The organism is Streptomyces lothianensis, from assembly GCF_047779955.1.
In the GTDB taxonomy this organism is placed as follows: domain Bacteria; phylum Actinomycetota; class Actinomycetes; order Streptomycetales; family Streptomycetaceae; genus Streptomyces.
Window position 1 is genome coordinate 34,128 of record NZ_JBLMKT010000077.1, and the last position, 13,912, is coordinate 48,039.

Genomic DNA, 13,912 nt, shown 5'->3' on the forward strand with positions numbered 1-13,912 from the left:
GGACTCCCGCTACTCCGCGAGTTTCAGGCCCCGGTCCTCGATCGCCTTCTCGGCGGCCGACTGGCCCAGGTCGAGCGCCTTGGTGTGGTCGGCGCCCGCGGTGCCCTGGCTGGAGACGACGGCGCCGTTCACCGGGCCCCAGGTCCAGCCGGGCACGATGGAGTCGGCAGCCTCGCCGGCCAGCTTGTAGACGTCCTGGCCGAAGTACGAGGTGTCGAACTCCGCGGCCGCGACGGCCCGCATCTCCGCGTTGGCGGGCAGGGCGCTGCTCGGGGTCTTGGCGGAGTCGATCCGGGCCTTCATCGCGGCCGGGTCGGTGGTGACCCACTCGATGAACTTGGCGGCCGCCTCGGTGTCGGAGCCCTTCGGCGCGATGAACGAGGTACCGCCGTACATGCCGGTGGCGGGCTTGCCGTCCCAGGTCGGCACCGGTGCGATGGCCCACTTGCCCTTGGCGTCGGGGTAACTGACCGGGAAGCTGCCGGCGCTCCACGCGGCGCTGATGATGGTCGCGGTCCTGCCGGTGGCGCGCTCCTTCTGCTCGCCCTCACCCCACAGCGGGGTCCTGGAGGCCAGGCCGTCCTCGAGGAGGTCGTCCCAGTACGTGGCGACCTTCTTGGAGGCCGGGTCGGTCATGTCGACCTTCCAGGCATCGCCTTCGGTGCCGTACCACTTGGCGCCCGCCTGCCAGGACAGGCCCGCGAGGAGCGCCGGGTCGCCGCCGCCGAAGTTGGTGATCTTCACCTCGGGGTCGGCCTCGGTGATCTTCTCGGCGGCGGCGCGGTACTCGTCCCAGGTCGTGGGGACCTCGACCTGGTGCTTCTCGAAGATGTCCTTGCGGTAGAACATCTCGATCGGGGTCACGTCGAAGGGCACGGCCCAGGTCTTGCCGCCGAGGTTGACCAGCGAGTTGATGTTCTCCGGGAACTTCTCCCGGACCAGGTCACCCGCCGCGCCGGACAGGTCCTCCAGGTTGCCCGCGCTGGCGAACTCGGGCAGTTGGGAGTAGTCCATCGTGGCCACGTCCGGGGCGTTGCCGCCCTTGATCGCGTTGGTCAGCTTCTGGACGCCTTCCGGGCCTGCCGGAACCAGACCGAACGTGACCTTGATGTCCTTGTGCGTCTTGTTGAAGGCCTCGACGGTCTCCTTGGCGCCGGAGGTAGCGGACCAGTAGGTGATCTCGACCGGCTTGCCGCCGTCGGATCCCGCCTGGCCCGGATCGTCGCCGCCGTCCGATCCGCAGGCGGTGACGAGCAGGGCGAGGGAGGCGGTCGATGCAGTCAGGGCTATGCGGGCGGTACGGGAAGTGCGCGACATGGCACGGCTCCTACGAGACCTCGAACTGTGCTGCGGCAGAGCTCAACTGCCTGGCGCAGCTACGGAAAGAACTGCTGAGGACGGGCTGAACAGGAGCCATCATTTGGGCCGGACCGATCACCGTCAAGAGCGAACGACCAACTCAATCAAAACGATCGGCCAGTTGAACGTCTGAGCGTGACCGACTTCAGCGCTTACCGCCCGCTTCACCCCCCTGAGGGACGCCCCGGAGCGCCGAGCCGCAGGTCGTACGCACCCTCAGCTCCGGCAGCAGGTCGATGTGCTGCCGGGGTCCGGGCCGGGCCTGCGGGTCCGCGGTGAGCCGGGCGATGAGCAGCTCGGCCGCCCGCGCACCCACCTCGCGCTTGGCCGGCGCCGCGGCGGTCAGCGGCTGGTCGGCGAGACCCGCCACCTCGTCGTCGTACGCGACGACCGCCAGGTCCTCGGGGACGCGGATGCCGCGTGCCTGCAGCCGCGGGATCAGCATCAGGGCGTCCGCGTCGCTGTGGATGAGCACAGCCGTGACGCCGTACTCGTCGAAGAGTTCGCACAGGTAGCCGAAGGCGCGCTCGAAGCGCTCGCCGCGCTTCAGGTCCGCATCGTCCTCGAAGGGCAGCTCGGGGACGCGCTCGAGACCGAGGGCCTCGACGGCGGCTGTGTACCCGAACTTCAGGTGCCGCGCGGTGGGCGAGTTCTGCAGGACCAGGCCGACCCTGCGGTGGCCGAGTGAGGCGAGATGCCGTACGGCCTCGGCGGCTCCGTGGCCGTGGTCGGAGCGGACCCGGTCGAGCGCCGCCGCCGGGTGGCCGTGCGGCGCCCAGCGCTCCATCAGGACGGTGGGCACGTCGAAGCCGGCCACCCAGGCGCCCTCGCGGCCGCGGGGCGCGCCCTCGTCCCAGGTGGGGGTGAGCAGAAGGCCGTCCGCGCCCGCGGCGATCAGGCGCTCGGCCTGCTCGGCGTCCTGGCCGGGCAGGTAGTTGGTGATGCCGATGTTGATGCGGGCTCCGCGCGCGTCGACCACGTCCCGTACCCCGCGTACGACTTCGGGGTAGTAGTAGTTGCTCGTGGGGACCACGAGGCCGATCACCAGGCCCTCGGCATCGGGCCGCGGTGCCGCGCCCTGACGGGGCAGCCCTTCGCCGCCACCGGACGGCCAGACCACCGCGCCGTGCATCCGATGCAGCTTGCCCCGTGCGGCGAGGGTCTCGACATCGCGCCGCAGGGTCACGGGCGAGACGCCGAGCGCGTGAGCGAGTTCGGCGACGCGGATGCTGCCGCGTTCACGGACGAGTTCGAGGACGCGTTCATGGCGCTGGTCGACGTGGAGTCGCATGGTTCGGTTCCCCCTGGAGTGCGGCCGGGCAGGACGCGGCAAGCGTATCGATCGCTTCCGATCAAAACGATCCCCACCGCAGGATCACGCCAACCCGGAGGGCACCTTTCGTCCCGTATTGCACGGAAACGGCCGCGGCGGGCAGGCACTTGGGGAAGTGCCTGCCCGCCGCGGCCGTGGGGAGGACGCAGCCCGGTGCCGCGTGAGCGGTGCGGCGGTCCCGGGGGGATCGGCTCAGTGTGCGGAAGCCGGTGCGGACCCCGGTGCCGGCTCCGGCTCCGACTCCGCCTGGGCCGGAACCTTCTTCTCCGTGAACGTCTCCCCCGCTTCCATGGGCTGTCCGATCTCGGCGGCATCCCGCCGGTCCTTGTTGCCGACGTGGTTGAACACCAGGTTGAGCAGGACGGCCATGACACAGCCGGTGGAGATGCCCGAGTCCAGGATGATCATCGCGGTCTCGGGGAAGGCGTGGTAGAACCCCGGCGCCGCGATCGGGATCAGGCCGACTGCGAGCGAGACGGCCACGATCAGGACGTTGTTGTCCTTGTCCAGGCCCGCCTTGGCGAGGGTCTGGATACCGGAGGCCGCGACCGAACCGAAGAGGACCACGCCCGCGCCGCCGAGCACCGGCCGGGGCACGGTGGCGATCAGCGAGGCGGCGATCGGGCACAGGCCCATCAGGATCAGGAAGCCGCCGCCGGTGGCGACCACGAAGCGCGAGCGGATCTTCGTCATGGCGACGAGGCCGATGTTCTGCGCGAAGGCGCTGGCCATGAAGCCGTTGAAGAAGGGCGAGAGCGCGGAGCCGAGGGTGTCGGCCCGCAGACCGGCCGCGATCGTCTTCTCGTCGGCGGGGCGCTCCACGATCTGGCCGAGGGCCAGCATGTCCGCGGTGGACTCGGTCATCGAGACCACCATCACGACGATCATCGACACGATGGCCGCTGCGGCGAACTGCGGGGCACCGAAGTGGAAGGGCGTCGGGAAGCCCACGATGTCGGCATCGCCGATGGCGCTGAAGTCGGTGACGCCGAACGGGATCGCCACGACCGTTCCAATCACCAGACCGAGCAGGACGGCGATCTGCTTGACGAATCCGCTGGTGAAGCGGCGGATGAGCACGACGATCACGAGCGATATGCCGGCGAGCGCGAGGTACTTGCCCGAGCCGTAGTCGTCAGCGCCCGGATTGGGCCCCTGGGCCCAGCCGAAGGCCACGGGCATCAGTGAGACACCGATCAGGGTGATCACGGTGCCGGTGACGACGGGCGGGAAGAACCGGATCATCTTGGAGAAGAACGGGGCGGCCAGGAAGCCGAGCAGGCCCGCGACGATGATCGCGCCGAAGATGATCGGCAGCGCGTCGTCCGCCTTTCCAGCGGACTTCGCCTGTTCGACGATCGCCAGCATGGGGGCGACGCCGGCGAAGGTGACGCCGTTGACGAACGGCAGCCGGGCTCCGATGTTGAAGACGCCGAGCGTCTGCAGAAGGGTGGCGAGACCGGCCGAAAGGAGGCTGGCCCCGGTCAGGAACGTGAGTTCCGTCGGGGAGAGGCCGACGGCTGCTCCCACGATCAGCGGCGGGGCGACCACACCCGCGTACATCGCGGCTACGTGCTGCAGACCGCTGGTCATCATCTTGAGAGGCGGGAGCTTCTCGTCGACCGGGTGCTTTTCGGGCATCTGGTCGCGGACGCTCTCGTCCTCTGGCACGGCGACTGCTTTGCGAACCCTGGGCGTTGCTGCCACGGCGGTTCCTCCGGTCGGTTAACGCGTCGCCAGCGACGCGGGTGTCATGGAGGTCGTACAGATGGTGCAAACGTGCTTGTCGATCAGGTGGTGCTGTTCGTGCTGCTCGTGCGCGATCCGTGCCGCCTGTGCGCGAATCGAGCCGATCGTGCGCGGTATTGACTTGTCGGGCAGCGATGTGCGGTCGCCGTGCTGAGGGGTTCGAAACGGTCGGGACGGTCACCGGTCCGGTGGGCGGGAGCGCTCGGGCTCCCGCCCACCGGCCTCGGCTGCCGTGGACCCCGCTCGGGTCCACGGCGACCGGTCGAGGGCCGTCCCCCTCGACCGGACTCCTTGGGCCGGCTCCGTGCAGGAGCCGGCGAGCCGGGTCAGGCCCCGGCGGCGATCCGCGCGAGGCGCTGGGCCTCGGCGCGGGTGTCACGGGCGATCGCTTCCTCGTCGGCGAACAGCAGTCGGTCGTTCTCGACGATCTGCTTGCCGTTGACGAAGGAGGCGGATACGGGGGCGGCCGCGCCGAAGACCAGCGCGGTCACCGGGTCGGCGATGGAGGAGTGGGCGAGTGTGTCCATCTTCCAGAGCACGAGGTCGGCGAGCTTGCCGGCTTCGAGCGAACCGATCTGGGCGGCGCGGCCGAGGACCTGCGCGCCGCCGAAGGTGCCGAGCCGCAGCGCCTGGCGGGCGTTGAGCGCGGCCTCCCGGTGCTCGGTGTTGAGGCGGTTGATGAGCAGCGCGTTGCGCAGCTCGGTGTGCAGCTCACCGGACTCGTTGGAGGCGGTGCCGTCCACGCCGAGACCGACCGGGACGCCTGCCTTCAGCATGTCCGGTACGCGGGCGATACCGGCCGCGAGCCGGGCGTTCGACGACGGGCAGTGGGCGACACCGGTCTTCGTACGGGCGAAGGCGGCGATGTCGGAGTCGTTCATGTGGACGCAGTGCGCCATCCACACGTCCTCGCCGAGCCAGCCGGTCGACTCGAAGTAGTCGGTGGGGCCCATGCCGAAGAGCTCGTGGCAGAACTTCTCCTCCTCGACCGTCTCCGAGCCGTGCGTGTGCATGCGCACGCCCAGCGAGCGGGCAAGCTCGGCGCCTTGCCGCAGCAGTTCGGTGGAGACGGAGAAGGGGGAGCAGGGCGCGACCGCGACCTGGGTCATCGCGTCGAAGGAGGCGTCGTGGTGCTTCTTGACGGTCTCGGCGGTCGCGGCGAGCGCGCCTTCGAGGGTCTCGACGGCGAAGTCCGGCGGCAGGCCGCCGTCCTTCTCGGAGCGGTCCATGGAGCCGCGCGCCAGGGTGAAGCGGACGCCCATGTCGCTCGCGGCGCCGATGATCGCGCCGGAGAGGTCGCCGGAGCCCTGCGGGAAGACGTAGTGGTGGTCCATGGCGGTGGTGACACCGCCGCGGGCCATCATCGCCAGGGAGCCCTGGGCGGCGGCGCGGGCCATCGGCTCGTCGATGCGTGCCCATGTGGGGTAGAGGGCGACGAGCCAGTTGAAGAGGTTGTGGTCGGTGGCCAGGCCGCGGGTGATCCACTGGTAGAAGTGGTGGTGCGTGTTGACCAGACCGGGGGTCACGAGGTGACCGGTGGCGTCGATCCTGCGGACCACGTTCTCGAGGTTCTCGGGGGCCTTGCCGGCGCCCAGGGACTCGATTTTGTTGTCGGCGACGACGATGTAACCCGAGGCGTACTCGGTGTCGTTCGCGTCCACGGTCGCGATGGCACAGTTTTCGATGACGATGCGCGAAGCCGCCATGGCGGATCCTCGTTCTTCCTCTTCGGATGTACGAACCCGGGGGCCGAGCGGGGTGACGACCGAGTTCGTGGTGCACGTGCAAACGCGTCGTCGCGGCTGCTCGTTGCGGGTGTTGCGCAGATGCCCCCGCTCTCCTCCAGGTCCCCGGAACCGCCAGGGGCGGTTCCGGGGATGACGCCGGCGCACTCGCGTCGGAGGTTGTCGAGGCTTTTCGATTCCTCGGGGTCCGGGGAGAACCCCTGCCGGGATCAGAGGTTGGTGAGGTCCACGGGGATCTGCGGCTCGACACCGTCGCGCAGGACGGTCGCCTCGATCAGGCCGTACGGGCGGTCGGCCGCGAAGTAGACCTCGTTGTCGTTCTTGAGGCCGAACGGCTCGAGGTCGACGAGGAAGTGGTGCTTGTTCGGGAGCGAGAAGCGGATCTCGTCGATCTCCGAACGGTTGTTGATGATGCGCGAGCCCATCTGGTACAGCGTCTGCTGCAGCGAGAGCGAGTAGGTCTCGGCGAAGGCCTCGAGCATGTGCTTCCTGGTCTGCTCGTAGGACCGCTCCCAGTTCGGCATCCGCTGCTCGTCGTCGGTCCAGTTGAACCGCCACCACGAGGAGACCTGGGTGGCCAGGATGCGGTCGTAGGCCTCCTGGAGCGTCGTGTACTTGTCCTTGATGTAGCCCCAGAACTCCGAGTTGGTGGAGTTCATGACGACCAGGTCCTTCAGACCCGAGATGACCTGCCACTCGGAGCCGTCGTAGGTGATCTCGGAGACGCGGGTCTCCTGGCCCTTGCGGACGAAGGAGTGCTTGACGTCCTCGGAGCCGATGAACTTCGAGTTGGCATCGGAGGTCTCGATGCGCTCCCAGGCGTACTCCTCGATGCGGATACGCGCCCGGTGGATCGCGTCCTGGGAGGTCACGAAGTGCCGCGCCAGATGGATGCCGAACTGCTCGGCCGACTCGATGCCGTACTCCTTGGCGAAGGCGTACACCGTGTTCTTGGTGGTGTCGGTCGGCAGGACGTTGGCGTTGGAGCCGGTCAGGTGGACATCGTCCATGTCGCCGGAGAGGGCGACCGAGACGTTGAGGTCCTTGATGTGGTGGGTGGCGCCGTCCCGCGTGATCTTGACGACGCGGTTCTCCGCCTTGCCGTACTGGTTCTGTCCCAGAATCGTGGGCATGTCTGCTAGCTCCCTCGGTATACGGAGTAGCCGAACGGGTTGAGCAGCAGCGGTACGTGGTAGTGCTCGCCCGGCGTGACGGCGAACGTGATCGCCACCTCCGGGAAGAACGCACCGCTGTCCCGATTCGCGGGGGCGTCCTGCTGGGTTTCGGCTTGCTGGTTTGCGGACTTCTTGGCGAAGTAGGCCTCGGTCTCGAAGTCGAGGCGTACGTGGGTGGTGCCTTCCGGCAGGGCCGGGAGGTCCTTGCAGCGCCCGTCCGCATCGGTGGCGGATCCGCCGAGTGCCACCCAGTCCGCGTCGGATCCGGCGCGGGCCGCGAGCGAGATGGCGACGCCTTCGGCGGGGCGTCCGATGCTGGTGTCCAGGATGTGCGTGGACACCGAAGCGGTGGTTTCGGTGCTCATGACTGCTCTGCTTCCTCCACGAGACGGGTCAGACGGATGCGGTTGATCTTGCCCAGCTCGGTGCGGACGATCTCCCGCTCCTGCTCGGGCCCGTTCTCGATGCGTACCTTGATCTGGCCGAGCATGAACTCGGCCGTTGCTCCGGTCGCGCAGATGAGGAAGACGTGGCCGAACTTCTCCTGGTAGGCGAGGTTCAGTTCGAGCAGTTCGTTCCTGAGCTCCTCGGAGGCGCCGGCCATGCCCCGCTGCTCGCGGGCCGAGGTCGGGTCTCCCGGCTTCGGGCGGCCGATCGGCGGGTGCCCCGCCATGGCCTCCTCCAGGTCCGCCGTGCTCAGCTCGGCCATGGCGGCGTCGCTGGCGGCGAAGAGGGAGTCGGTGTCGGCGTAGGGGCGCTGGGCGAGGACCTTGCTGCCCCAGGCCGATGAGCTGCACACCTCGTGGAGGTCCGCGGCGGCCGCGGTCTCGTCCGAGGTGTTGAACCGGGTGAGCCCCGGTGTCGTACGCGAAGTCACGGGAAGCCTCCGTGGCCTTGGTGCTGGACGGGCTGGGGATTAGCTAAGACCCCTCCACAACACCCCGTCAACACTTTGTTGAAACGAATTGAACAAAGAACCGCCGTCGGATGCTCCAGACGGCGGCTCTCAGGCTCCCTGCGGCGCCCCTGGGGCTTCGGGAGGTGATTCTTTGTGGGTTCGTTCGGGCGGGGTGCCCCGAGCTTGGTGTGTTCTGCGGGTACGCGGCTACTTGCTCTTCGTGGTGCCGTTGTCCCGGTTCAAGTAGTTGTACACGGTGAACCGGGATACCCCTATCGCCCCGGCCACCGTCTCCACTCCGTGGCGTACGGAGAATGCTCCGCGCGCTTCGAGGAGGCGTACGACTTCCTGCTTGGACTTGCGGTCGAGCTCCGCCAGGGGCCTGCCGTGCTTGCGCTCCAGGGCCGCCAGGATGTGGTCGAGGGAGTCCGCGAGCTGCGGCAGCCGCACCGCGAGCACGTCCTCGCCCTCCCAGGTGAGGACCACGTCGTCATCGCCGGCCTCGGCCGGTGCGATGACCCGGGCACCCATGGCGTCCACCAGCGGTTTCACCGCTGCGGCGAAGGGGTGGTCTCGCGGCTCGGTCACTTCTGGTCCCCCTCTTGGATCACGTTCACCTGGAGGGAGACCCGCGTCGCGCCTTCGGCCAGCGACCGGCGCAGCAGCGCGTCGACCGCGGCCAGGACGGGCTCGGCCCGGCCCTCGGCGGTGTTCCCGAAGGGGCCGACGTCGACCTCGTCCAGATCGGCGGCCTCGATGACCTCGCGGGCGGCCACGGCATGCGCCGGGGCCTGGTCGAGGTCGAAGGGCTCGGTCGTGAACTCCACTCTCAATCGCACGTCGCCAACCTAACCGGGCGACCGCAATTTGCGGGAGCCCCCACTTGACAGGTGACCAGGCCCTTAGGCAGTCTTCCGTCAAGTAGAAAGTAACTTCCGCGATACGGAAGGAGCGCCTACCCCTCATGGGTTACACGGACCAGCGCTTCAATGTGAACCTCTCGATCCTCTACACCGAGCTCCCGCTCCTGGAGCGCCCCGCGGCCGCCGCCGCGGCGGGCTTCACGGCGGTGGAGCTGTGGTGGCCCTGGATCGAGACCCCGACCCCCGACCAGACCGAGCTCGACGCCCTCAAGGCAGCCATCGAGGACGCGGGCGTGCAGCTCACGGGCCTGAACTTCTACGCCGGCAAGCTGCCCGGCCCCGACCGTGGTGCGGTCTCCGTACCCGGCGAGGAGTCGGACCGCTTCCGCGCCAACCTCAAGGTCGCGGCGGACTTCGCCCAGTCGCTCGGCTGCAAGGCGCTCAACGCGCTCTACGGCAACCGCGTCGAGGGCGTGGACCCGGCCGAGCAGGACAAGCTCGCCCTGGAGAACCTGGTGCTCGCGGCCAAGGAGGCCGACCGCATCGGCGCGATCCTCCTGATCGAGACCCTCAACAAGCCGGAGTCCCCGCTCTACCCGCTGGTCAGCGCGTCGGCCGGTATCGAGGTCGTGGACAAGGTGAACGAGGCCACCGGGCTCGGCAACGCCAAGTTCCTCATGGACCTGTACCACCTGGCCATGAACGACGAGGATCTGCCGCAGATCATCGACGCCTACGTGGCGAAGACCGGTCACGTGCAGATCGCCGACAAGCCGGGCCGTGGCGCCCCGGGCACCGGCGAGCTCCCGATCGAGGACCTCCTCGACCAGCTGAGGAAGGCCGGTTACGAGGGCTACGTGGGCCTCGAGTACAAGGCCCCCGACGCGACCGCATCTTTCGGCTGGCTGCCGGCCGAGGCCCGCGCGGCGCGCTGAGCCTCAGGCCCGCGCGGCGCGCCGACCCTCAGGCGCGCACCCTCACGCGCTGACGTCCCCCGGATGACCGCTCACTGTGCGGGTGAGCGGTAACCGGCCCGGTCGCGCCAACTCACAGACGTATCGAAGAGCTTGAGAAAGGCACCATCACCATGAGCAACCTTGCTGCCACCTCCCAGCCCGCCCGCCCGGCGATTGCGTGGATCGGCCTCGGCATCATGGGCTCCCCCATGGCCGAGAACCTGATCAAGGCCGGTTACTCCGTCACCGGCTACACCCTGGAGCAGGACAAGCTCGACCGTCTCGCCGCCAACGGCGGCACGGCCGCCGGCTCGATCGCCGAGGCCGTCAAGGACGCCGATGTCGTCATCACGATGGTGCCCGCTTCCCCGCAGGTCGAGGCCATCTCCTACGGCCCCGAGGGCATCCTGGAGAATGCCAAGTCCGGCGCGCTGATCATCGACATGTCGTCGATCACCCCGCAGACCTCCATCGACCTGGCGAAGAACGCGAAGGAGAAGGGCATCCGCGTCATCGACGCGCCCGTCTCCGGTGGTGAGGCCGGTGCCATCGAGGCCGTCCTGTCCATCATGGTCGGCGGCGAGCAGGCGGACTTCGACGCCGCCAAGCCGATCCTCGAGGCTCTCGGCAAGACCATCGTGCTGTGCGGTCCGCACGGCTCGGGCCAGACGGTGAAGGCCGCCAACCAGCTGATCGTGGCGGTCAACATCCAGGCCTGCGCCGAGGCCGTGGTCTTCCTGGAGAAGTCCGGCGTGGACCTGAAGGCCGCGCTCGACGTCCTCAACGGCGGTCTGGCCGGTTCGACCGTGCTGACCCGCAAGAAGGACAACTTCCTGGGCCGCGACTTCAAGCCCGGCTTCCGTATCGACCTGCACCACAAGGACATGGGCATCGTCACCGACGCCGCCCGCAACGTGGGTGCCTCGCTGCCGGTCGGCGCCGTGGTCGCCCAGCTCGTCGCCTCCCTGCGTGCACAGGGCGACGGCGGCCTGGACCACTCGGCCCTGCTGCGCGCCGTCGAGCGCCTCTCCGGCTCGCAGGTCTGAGCCCCGGGCTCGCCTTGAGTGAGCCCCGGGCCGCCTTTGCGGCGGCCCCCTGAAACCCCGGTCGGCGGCGGCGCTGACACCTGTCCTGTCGCGCCCAGGCGCCGCCGTCGGCCGGAACGCCAGACTTCAGTTTCAACAAACTGTTGACGTCAGCTTCATCGCGTACATACGCTCCTGAAACCGCAGACGCAGCAGCAGTTTTCGCAGTCCTCGAAGCATTTGTACGGAAGGTCACGATGTCGAAGCGCGTGCTTACGACCGAGTCCGGCGCTCCTGTCGCCGACAACCAGAACTCCGCCACCGCCGGCGTCGGTGGCCCGATCCTCCTGCAGGACCAGCACCTGCTCGAGAAGCTCGCCCGCTTCAACCGGGAGCGCATCCCGGAGCGTGTCGTGCACGCCCGCGGCTCCGGCGCCTACGGGCACTTCGAGGTCACCGACGACGTATCGGCATACACCTCGGCCGACTTCCTCTCCGAGGTCGGCAAGAAGACCGAGACGTTCCTGCGCTTCTCCACCGTGGCCGACAGCCTCGGCGGCGCGGACGCCGTCCGCGACCCGCGCGGCTTCGCCCTGAAGTTCTACACCGAAGAGGGCAACTACGACCTCGTCGGCAACAACACCCCGGTGTTCTTCATCAAGGACCCGATCAAGTTCCCCGACTTCATCCACTCCCAGAAGCGCGACCCGTTCACGGGCAAGCAGGAGCCGGACAACGTCTGGGACTTCTGGGCGCACGCCCCCGAGGCCACCCACCAGGTCACCTGGCTGATGGGCGACCGCGGCATCCCCGCCTCGTACCGCCACATGAACGGCTACGGCTCCCACACCTACCAGTGGACCAACGCCGAGGGCGAGGCCTTCTTCGTCAAGTACCACTTCAAGACGAACCAGGGCATCCGCTCCCTGTCCGCCGAGCAGGCCGCCGAACTCGTCGGCCAGGACGCCAACTCGCACCAGACCGACCTGCTCCAGGCCATCGAGCGCGGTGTGTACCCCTCCTGGACCCTGTACGTGCAGATCATGCCGGCGGCCGAGGCGGCGGACTACCGCTTCAACCCCTTCGACCTGACCAAGGTGTGGCCGCACAGCGACTACCCGCTGCAGCGCGTGGGCCGTCTGGTCCTCGATCGCAACCCCGACAACGTCTTCGCCGAGGTCGAGCAGGCCGCGTTCTCCCCGAACAACTTCGTTCCGGGGATCGGCCCCTCCCCCGACAAGATGCTGCAGGGCCGCCTCTTCGCCTACGCGGACGCGCACCGCTACCGCCTGGGCGTCAACCACACCCAGCTGGCCGTGAACGCCCCCAAGGCGACCACCGCCGACAACTACGGCCGCGACGGCCTCATGGCCACCAACGGCCAGGGCCGCGTCAAGAACTACGAGCCCAACTCCTTCGACGGCCCGGTCGAGACCGGCCGGCCGCTGTCGGCGCCGCTCGCGGTCAACGGCCACACGGGTACGCACGAGGCCCCGGCCCACACCAAGGACGACGACTTCTTCCAGGCGGGCGAGCTGTACCGCCTGATGTCCGAGGACGAGAAGCAGCGCCTCGTCGCCAACATCGCCGGCGGCCTCTCGCAGGTCTCCCGCGACGACATCATCGAGAAGAACCTCACGCACTTCGCCGCCGCCGACGCGGACTACGGCAAGCGCGTCCAGGAGGCGGTCCGCGCCCTGCGCGACTGATCCTCGTCCGCATGAGCTGTGCCCGGGGAGACGGGAGGTCACCCCGGGCACCGGCCCGGACCGCTTGCCCGGATGAGGGGTGGCATGCGGTACGGGCGTCCACCCTCGGTGGACAGGTCCGCCCCCGGGCGGACAGCCGGAGACCGCGGCGGTGTGCGAGCCAGTGCGGTGGTGAAGGTCCCACGGAACGCTTCTCGACCTGAGGGAAGCGGTATCGAGGACTCATCGTGCACCGTCGCGGTCCCCGAACTGCCGGATCGACCTGTCGGCCCGACGGTTCCTCACGGACTCCGTCCGGCGGCGTGAACGTCCTGTCGCGTCAGCCTTACGCCGTCGGACGGCAACCAACTCCTCAGCCAGAGCGCCGAGTACGGACGGTCCCGTACTCGGCGCTCGTTTTCCTTGTACGGGGCCGCGGCCTATCCGGCAGCCGGACCGCGCGGGCCTATCCGGCAGGCGGCCCGAGGGCACGGTGGATGCGGATCATGTCGACGGACTCGGCGAGAAGTTCGTACTCCGTGGTCTCGTCACGGGCGATGAACCGCACCAGCCGCCCGCTCGCGAGCGCGGCCGCCGCCTGCTCCTGCTCCGCGCCGCTGTCGCGCCAGGCGCGCAGCAGGCCGGGCACATCGGGCGCGTCCCGCGGCATCGGCACCAGCGCACCGGCCGGCACGCGGGTCGTGCCGAGCCGCAGGTCGAGGCGTTCGGCGATCCAGGTGGCCCGCTCACGCAGCCACCACAGCGCCAGCGGCAGGCTCGGCGCACGGTAGGTGCCGAGCGGCACGCCGACGTACTCGCCACCGCAGACGCCGTACGCCGTCACCTCACACAGGAACTCCTCGTGCATCGCGGACCCCCAGCTCCCCGCGGACAGCGCGTCCGTGCCGGTCAACAACCGCTTGCCTCCGTACAGCCAGTGTGCGCTCACGGTGCGTATCCGCGCGGGGTTCCGGCCAGCATTGGCCGGAACCCCGTACCCCAGGGAGGCGCGCCGGGGTGAACGCCCCTGCATAGCTGGCGAGTTGTCCAGGACGGCCGGTGCGCCGCCCCTCGCCTCATCCGCGCCAGGTGGCTCAAACACCACGGCCACACAGCCAGCG

General features: G+C 69.0%; 13 protein-coding genes. 3 read left to right on the forward strand and 10 right to left on the reverse strand.

The genetic code is table 11. From position 1 onward, the window contains the following. Positions 1-9: 9 nt before the first annotated feature. The 9 genes from ACLF6P_RS27600 to ACLF6P_RS27640 all read right to left on the reverse strand — a co-directional run bounded on the left by ACLF6P_RS27600 (position 10) and on the right by ACLF6P_RS27640 (position 9,098). Complete coding sequence (locus tag ACLF6P_RS27600) at positions 10-1,317, reverse strand: ABC transporter substrate-binding protein (RefSeq protein WP_415953960.1); 1,308 nt, start codon at positions 1,315-1,317, stop codon at positions 10-12. 187 nt (positions 1,318-1,504) lie between these two features. Further along, positions 1,505-2,650, reverse strand: coding sequence for a substrate-binding domain-containing protein (locus ACLF6P_RS27605; RefSeq protein WP_415953962.1), 1,146 nt, complete (start codon positions 2,648-2,650; stop codon positions 1,505-1,507). A 234-nt stretch (positions 2,651-2,884) separates the two neighbouring features. Next, positions 2,885-4,333, reverse strand: a complete 1,449-nt coding sequence (locus tag ACLF6P_RS27610; RefSeq protein ID WP_415954041.1) for a nucleobase:cation symporter-2 family protein — start codon at positions 4,331-4,333, stop codon at positions 2,885-2,887. Between the two features lie 434 nt (positions 4,334-4,767). Next, complete coding sequence (locus ACLF6P_RS27615; protein WP_415953963.1) at positions 4,768-6,147, reverse strand: 8-oxoguanine deaminase; 1,380 nt, start codon at positions 6,145-6,147, stop codon at positions 4,768-4,770. Between the two features lie 248 nt (positions 6,148-6,395). Then, positions 6,396-7,319 carry a factor-independent urate hydroxylase gene (gene pucL, locus ACLF6P_RS27620; RefSeq protein ID WP_415953965.1) on the reverse strand — a complete coding sequence of 308 codons (924 nt, stop codon included), beginning with the start codon at positions 7,317-7,319 and terminating at the stop codon, positions 6,396-6,398. A gap of 5 nt (positions 7,320-7,324) precedes the next feature. Continuing rightward, positions 7,325-7,726 (reverse strand): hydroxyisourate hydrolase, encoded by a 402-nt coding sequence (uraH, locus tag ACLF6P_RS27625; protein ID WP_415953967.1) that lies wholly within the window; start codon positions 7,724-7,726, stop codon positions 7,325-7,327. After that, positions 7,723-8,238: a 2-oxo-4-hydroxy-4-carboxy-5-ureidoimidazoline decarboxylase gene (uraD, locus tag ACLF6P_RS27630; RefSeq protein ID WP_415953969.1), complete on the reverse strand. Its 516-nt coding sequence runs from the start codon at positions 8,236-8,238 to the stop codon at positions 7,723-7,725. The genes uraH and uraD overlap by 4 nt, the downstream gene beginning before the upstream one ends. 228 nt (positions 8,239-8,466) lie before the next feature. Beyond that, complete coding sequence (locus ACLF6P_RS27635; RefSeq protein WP_415953970.1) at positions 8,467-8,847, reverse strand: helix-turn-helix domain-containing protein; 381 nt, start codon at positions 8,845-8,847, stop codon at positions 8,467-8,469. Beyond that, positions 8,844-9,098 (reverse strand): hypothetical protein, encoded by a 255-nt coding sequence (locus ACLF6P_RS27640; protein WP_415953972.1) that lies wholly within the window; start codon positions 9,096-9,098, stop codon positions 8,844-8,846. Before ACLF6P_RS27640 ends, ACLF6P_RS27635 begins: the two co-directional genes overlap by 4 nt. A 125-nt stretch (positions 9,099-9,223) precedes the next feature. On the opposite strand from ACLF6P_RS27640, the gene ACLF6P_RS27645 reads away from it, so the two are divergent. The 3 genes from ACLF6P_RS27645 to ACLF6P_RS27655 all read left to right on the forward strand — a co-directional run bounded on the left by ACLF6P_RS27645 (position 9,224) and on the right by ACLF6P_RS27655 (position 12,812). After that, positions 9,224-10,057, forward strand: coding sequence for a TIM barrel protein (locus ACLF6P_RS27645; protein WP_415953974.1), 834 nt, complete (start codon positions 9,224-9,226; stop codon positions 10,055-10,057). A 152-nt stretch (positions 10,058-10,209) separates the two neighbouring features. After that, complete coding sequence (locus ACLF6P_RS27650) at positions 10,210-11,124, forward strand: 2-hydroxy-3-oxopropionate reductase (RefSeq protein ID WP_415953975.1); 915 nt, start codon at positions 10,210-10,212, stop codon at positions 11,122-11,124. A gap of 236 nt (positions 11,125-11,360) precedes the next feature. Further along, positions 11,361-12,812, forward strand: a complete 1,452-nt coding sequence (locus tag ACLF6P_RS27655) for a catalase (protein WP_415953977.1) — start codon at positions 11,361-11,363, stop codon at positions 12,810-12,812. A gap of 445 nt (positions 12,813-13,257) precedes the next feature. Here ACLF6P_RS27655 and ACLF6P_RS27660 read toward each other — a convergent pair whose 3' ends face one another. Then, the gene (locus tag ACLF6P_RS27660; protein WP_415954043.1) at positions 13,258-13,659 is read right to left on the reverse strand and encodes a hypothetical protein; all 402 of its coding nucleotides are present in this window, start codon (positions 13,657-13,659) and stop codon (positions 13,258-13,260) included. Positions 13,660-13,912 lie beyond the last annotated feature (253 nt).

Coding starts and splice junctions, on each gene's coding strand:
- ACLF6P_RS27600 (WP_415953960.1), bottom strand. CDS start 1,317: ATGTCGCGCACTTCCCGTACCGCCCGCATAGCCCTGACTGCATCGACC.
- ACLF6P_RS27605 (WP_415953962.1), bottom strand. CDS start 2,650: ATGCGACTCCACGTCGACCAGCGCCATGAACGCGTCCTCGAACTCGTC.
- ACLF6P_RS27610 (WP_415954041.1), bottom strand. CDS start 4,333: ATGCCCGAAAAGCACCCGGTCGACGAGAAGCTCCCGCCTCTCAAGATG.
- ACLF6P_RS27615 (WP_415953963.1), bottom strand. CDS start 6,147: ATGGCGGCTTCGCGCATCGTCATCGAAAACTGTGCCATCGCGACCGTG.
- pucL (WP_415953965.1), bottom strand. CDS start 7,319: ATGCCCACGATTCTGGGACAGAACCAGTACGGCAAGGCGGAGAACCGC.
- uraH (WP_415953967.1), bottom strand. CDS start 7,726: ATGAGCACCGAAACCACCGCTTCGGTGTCCACGCACATCCTGGACACC.
- ACLF6P_RS27645 (WP_415953974.1), top strand. CDS start 9,224: ATGGGTTACACGGACCAGCGCTTCAATGTGAACCTCTCGATCCTCTAC.
- ACLF6P_RS27650 (WP_415953975.1), top strand. CDS start 10,210: ATGAGCAACCTTGCTGCCACCTCCCAGCCCGCCCGCCCGGCGATTGCG.
- ACLF6P_RS27655 (WP_415953977.1), top strand. CDS start 11,361: ATGTCGAAGCGCGTGCTTACGACCGAGTCCGGCGCTCCTGTCGCCGAC.
- ACLF6P_RS27660 (WP_415954043.1), bottom strand. CDS start 13,659: ATGCACGAGGAGTTCCTGTGTGAGGTGACGGCGTACGGCGTCTGCGGT.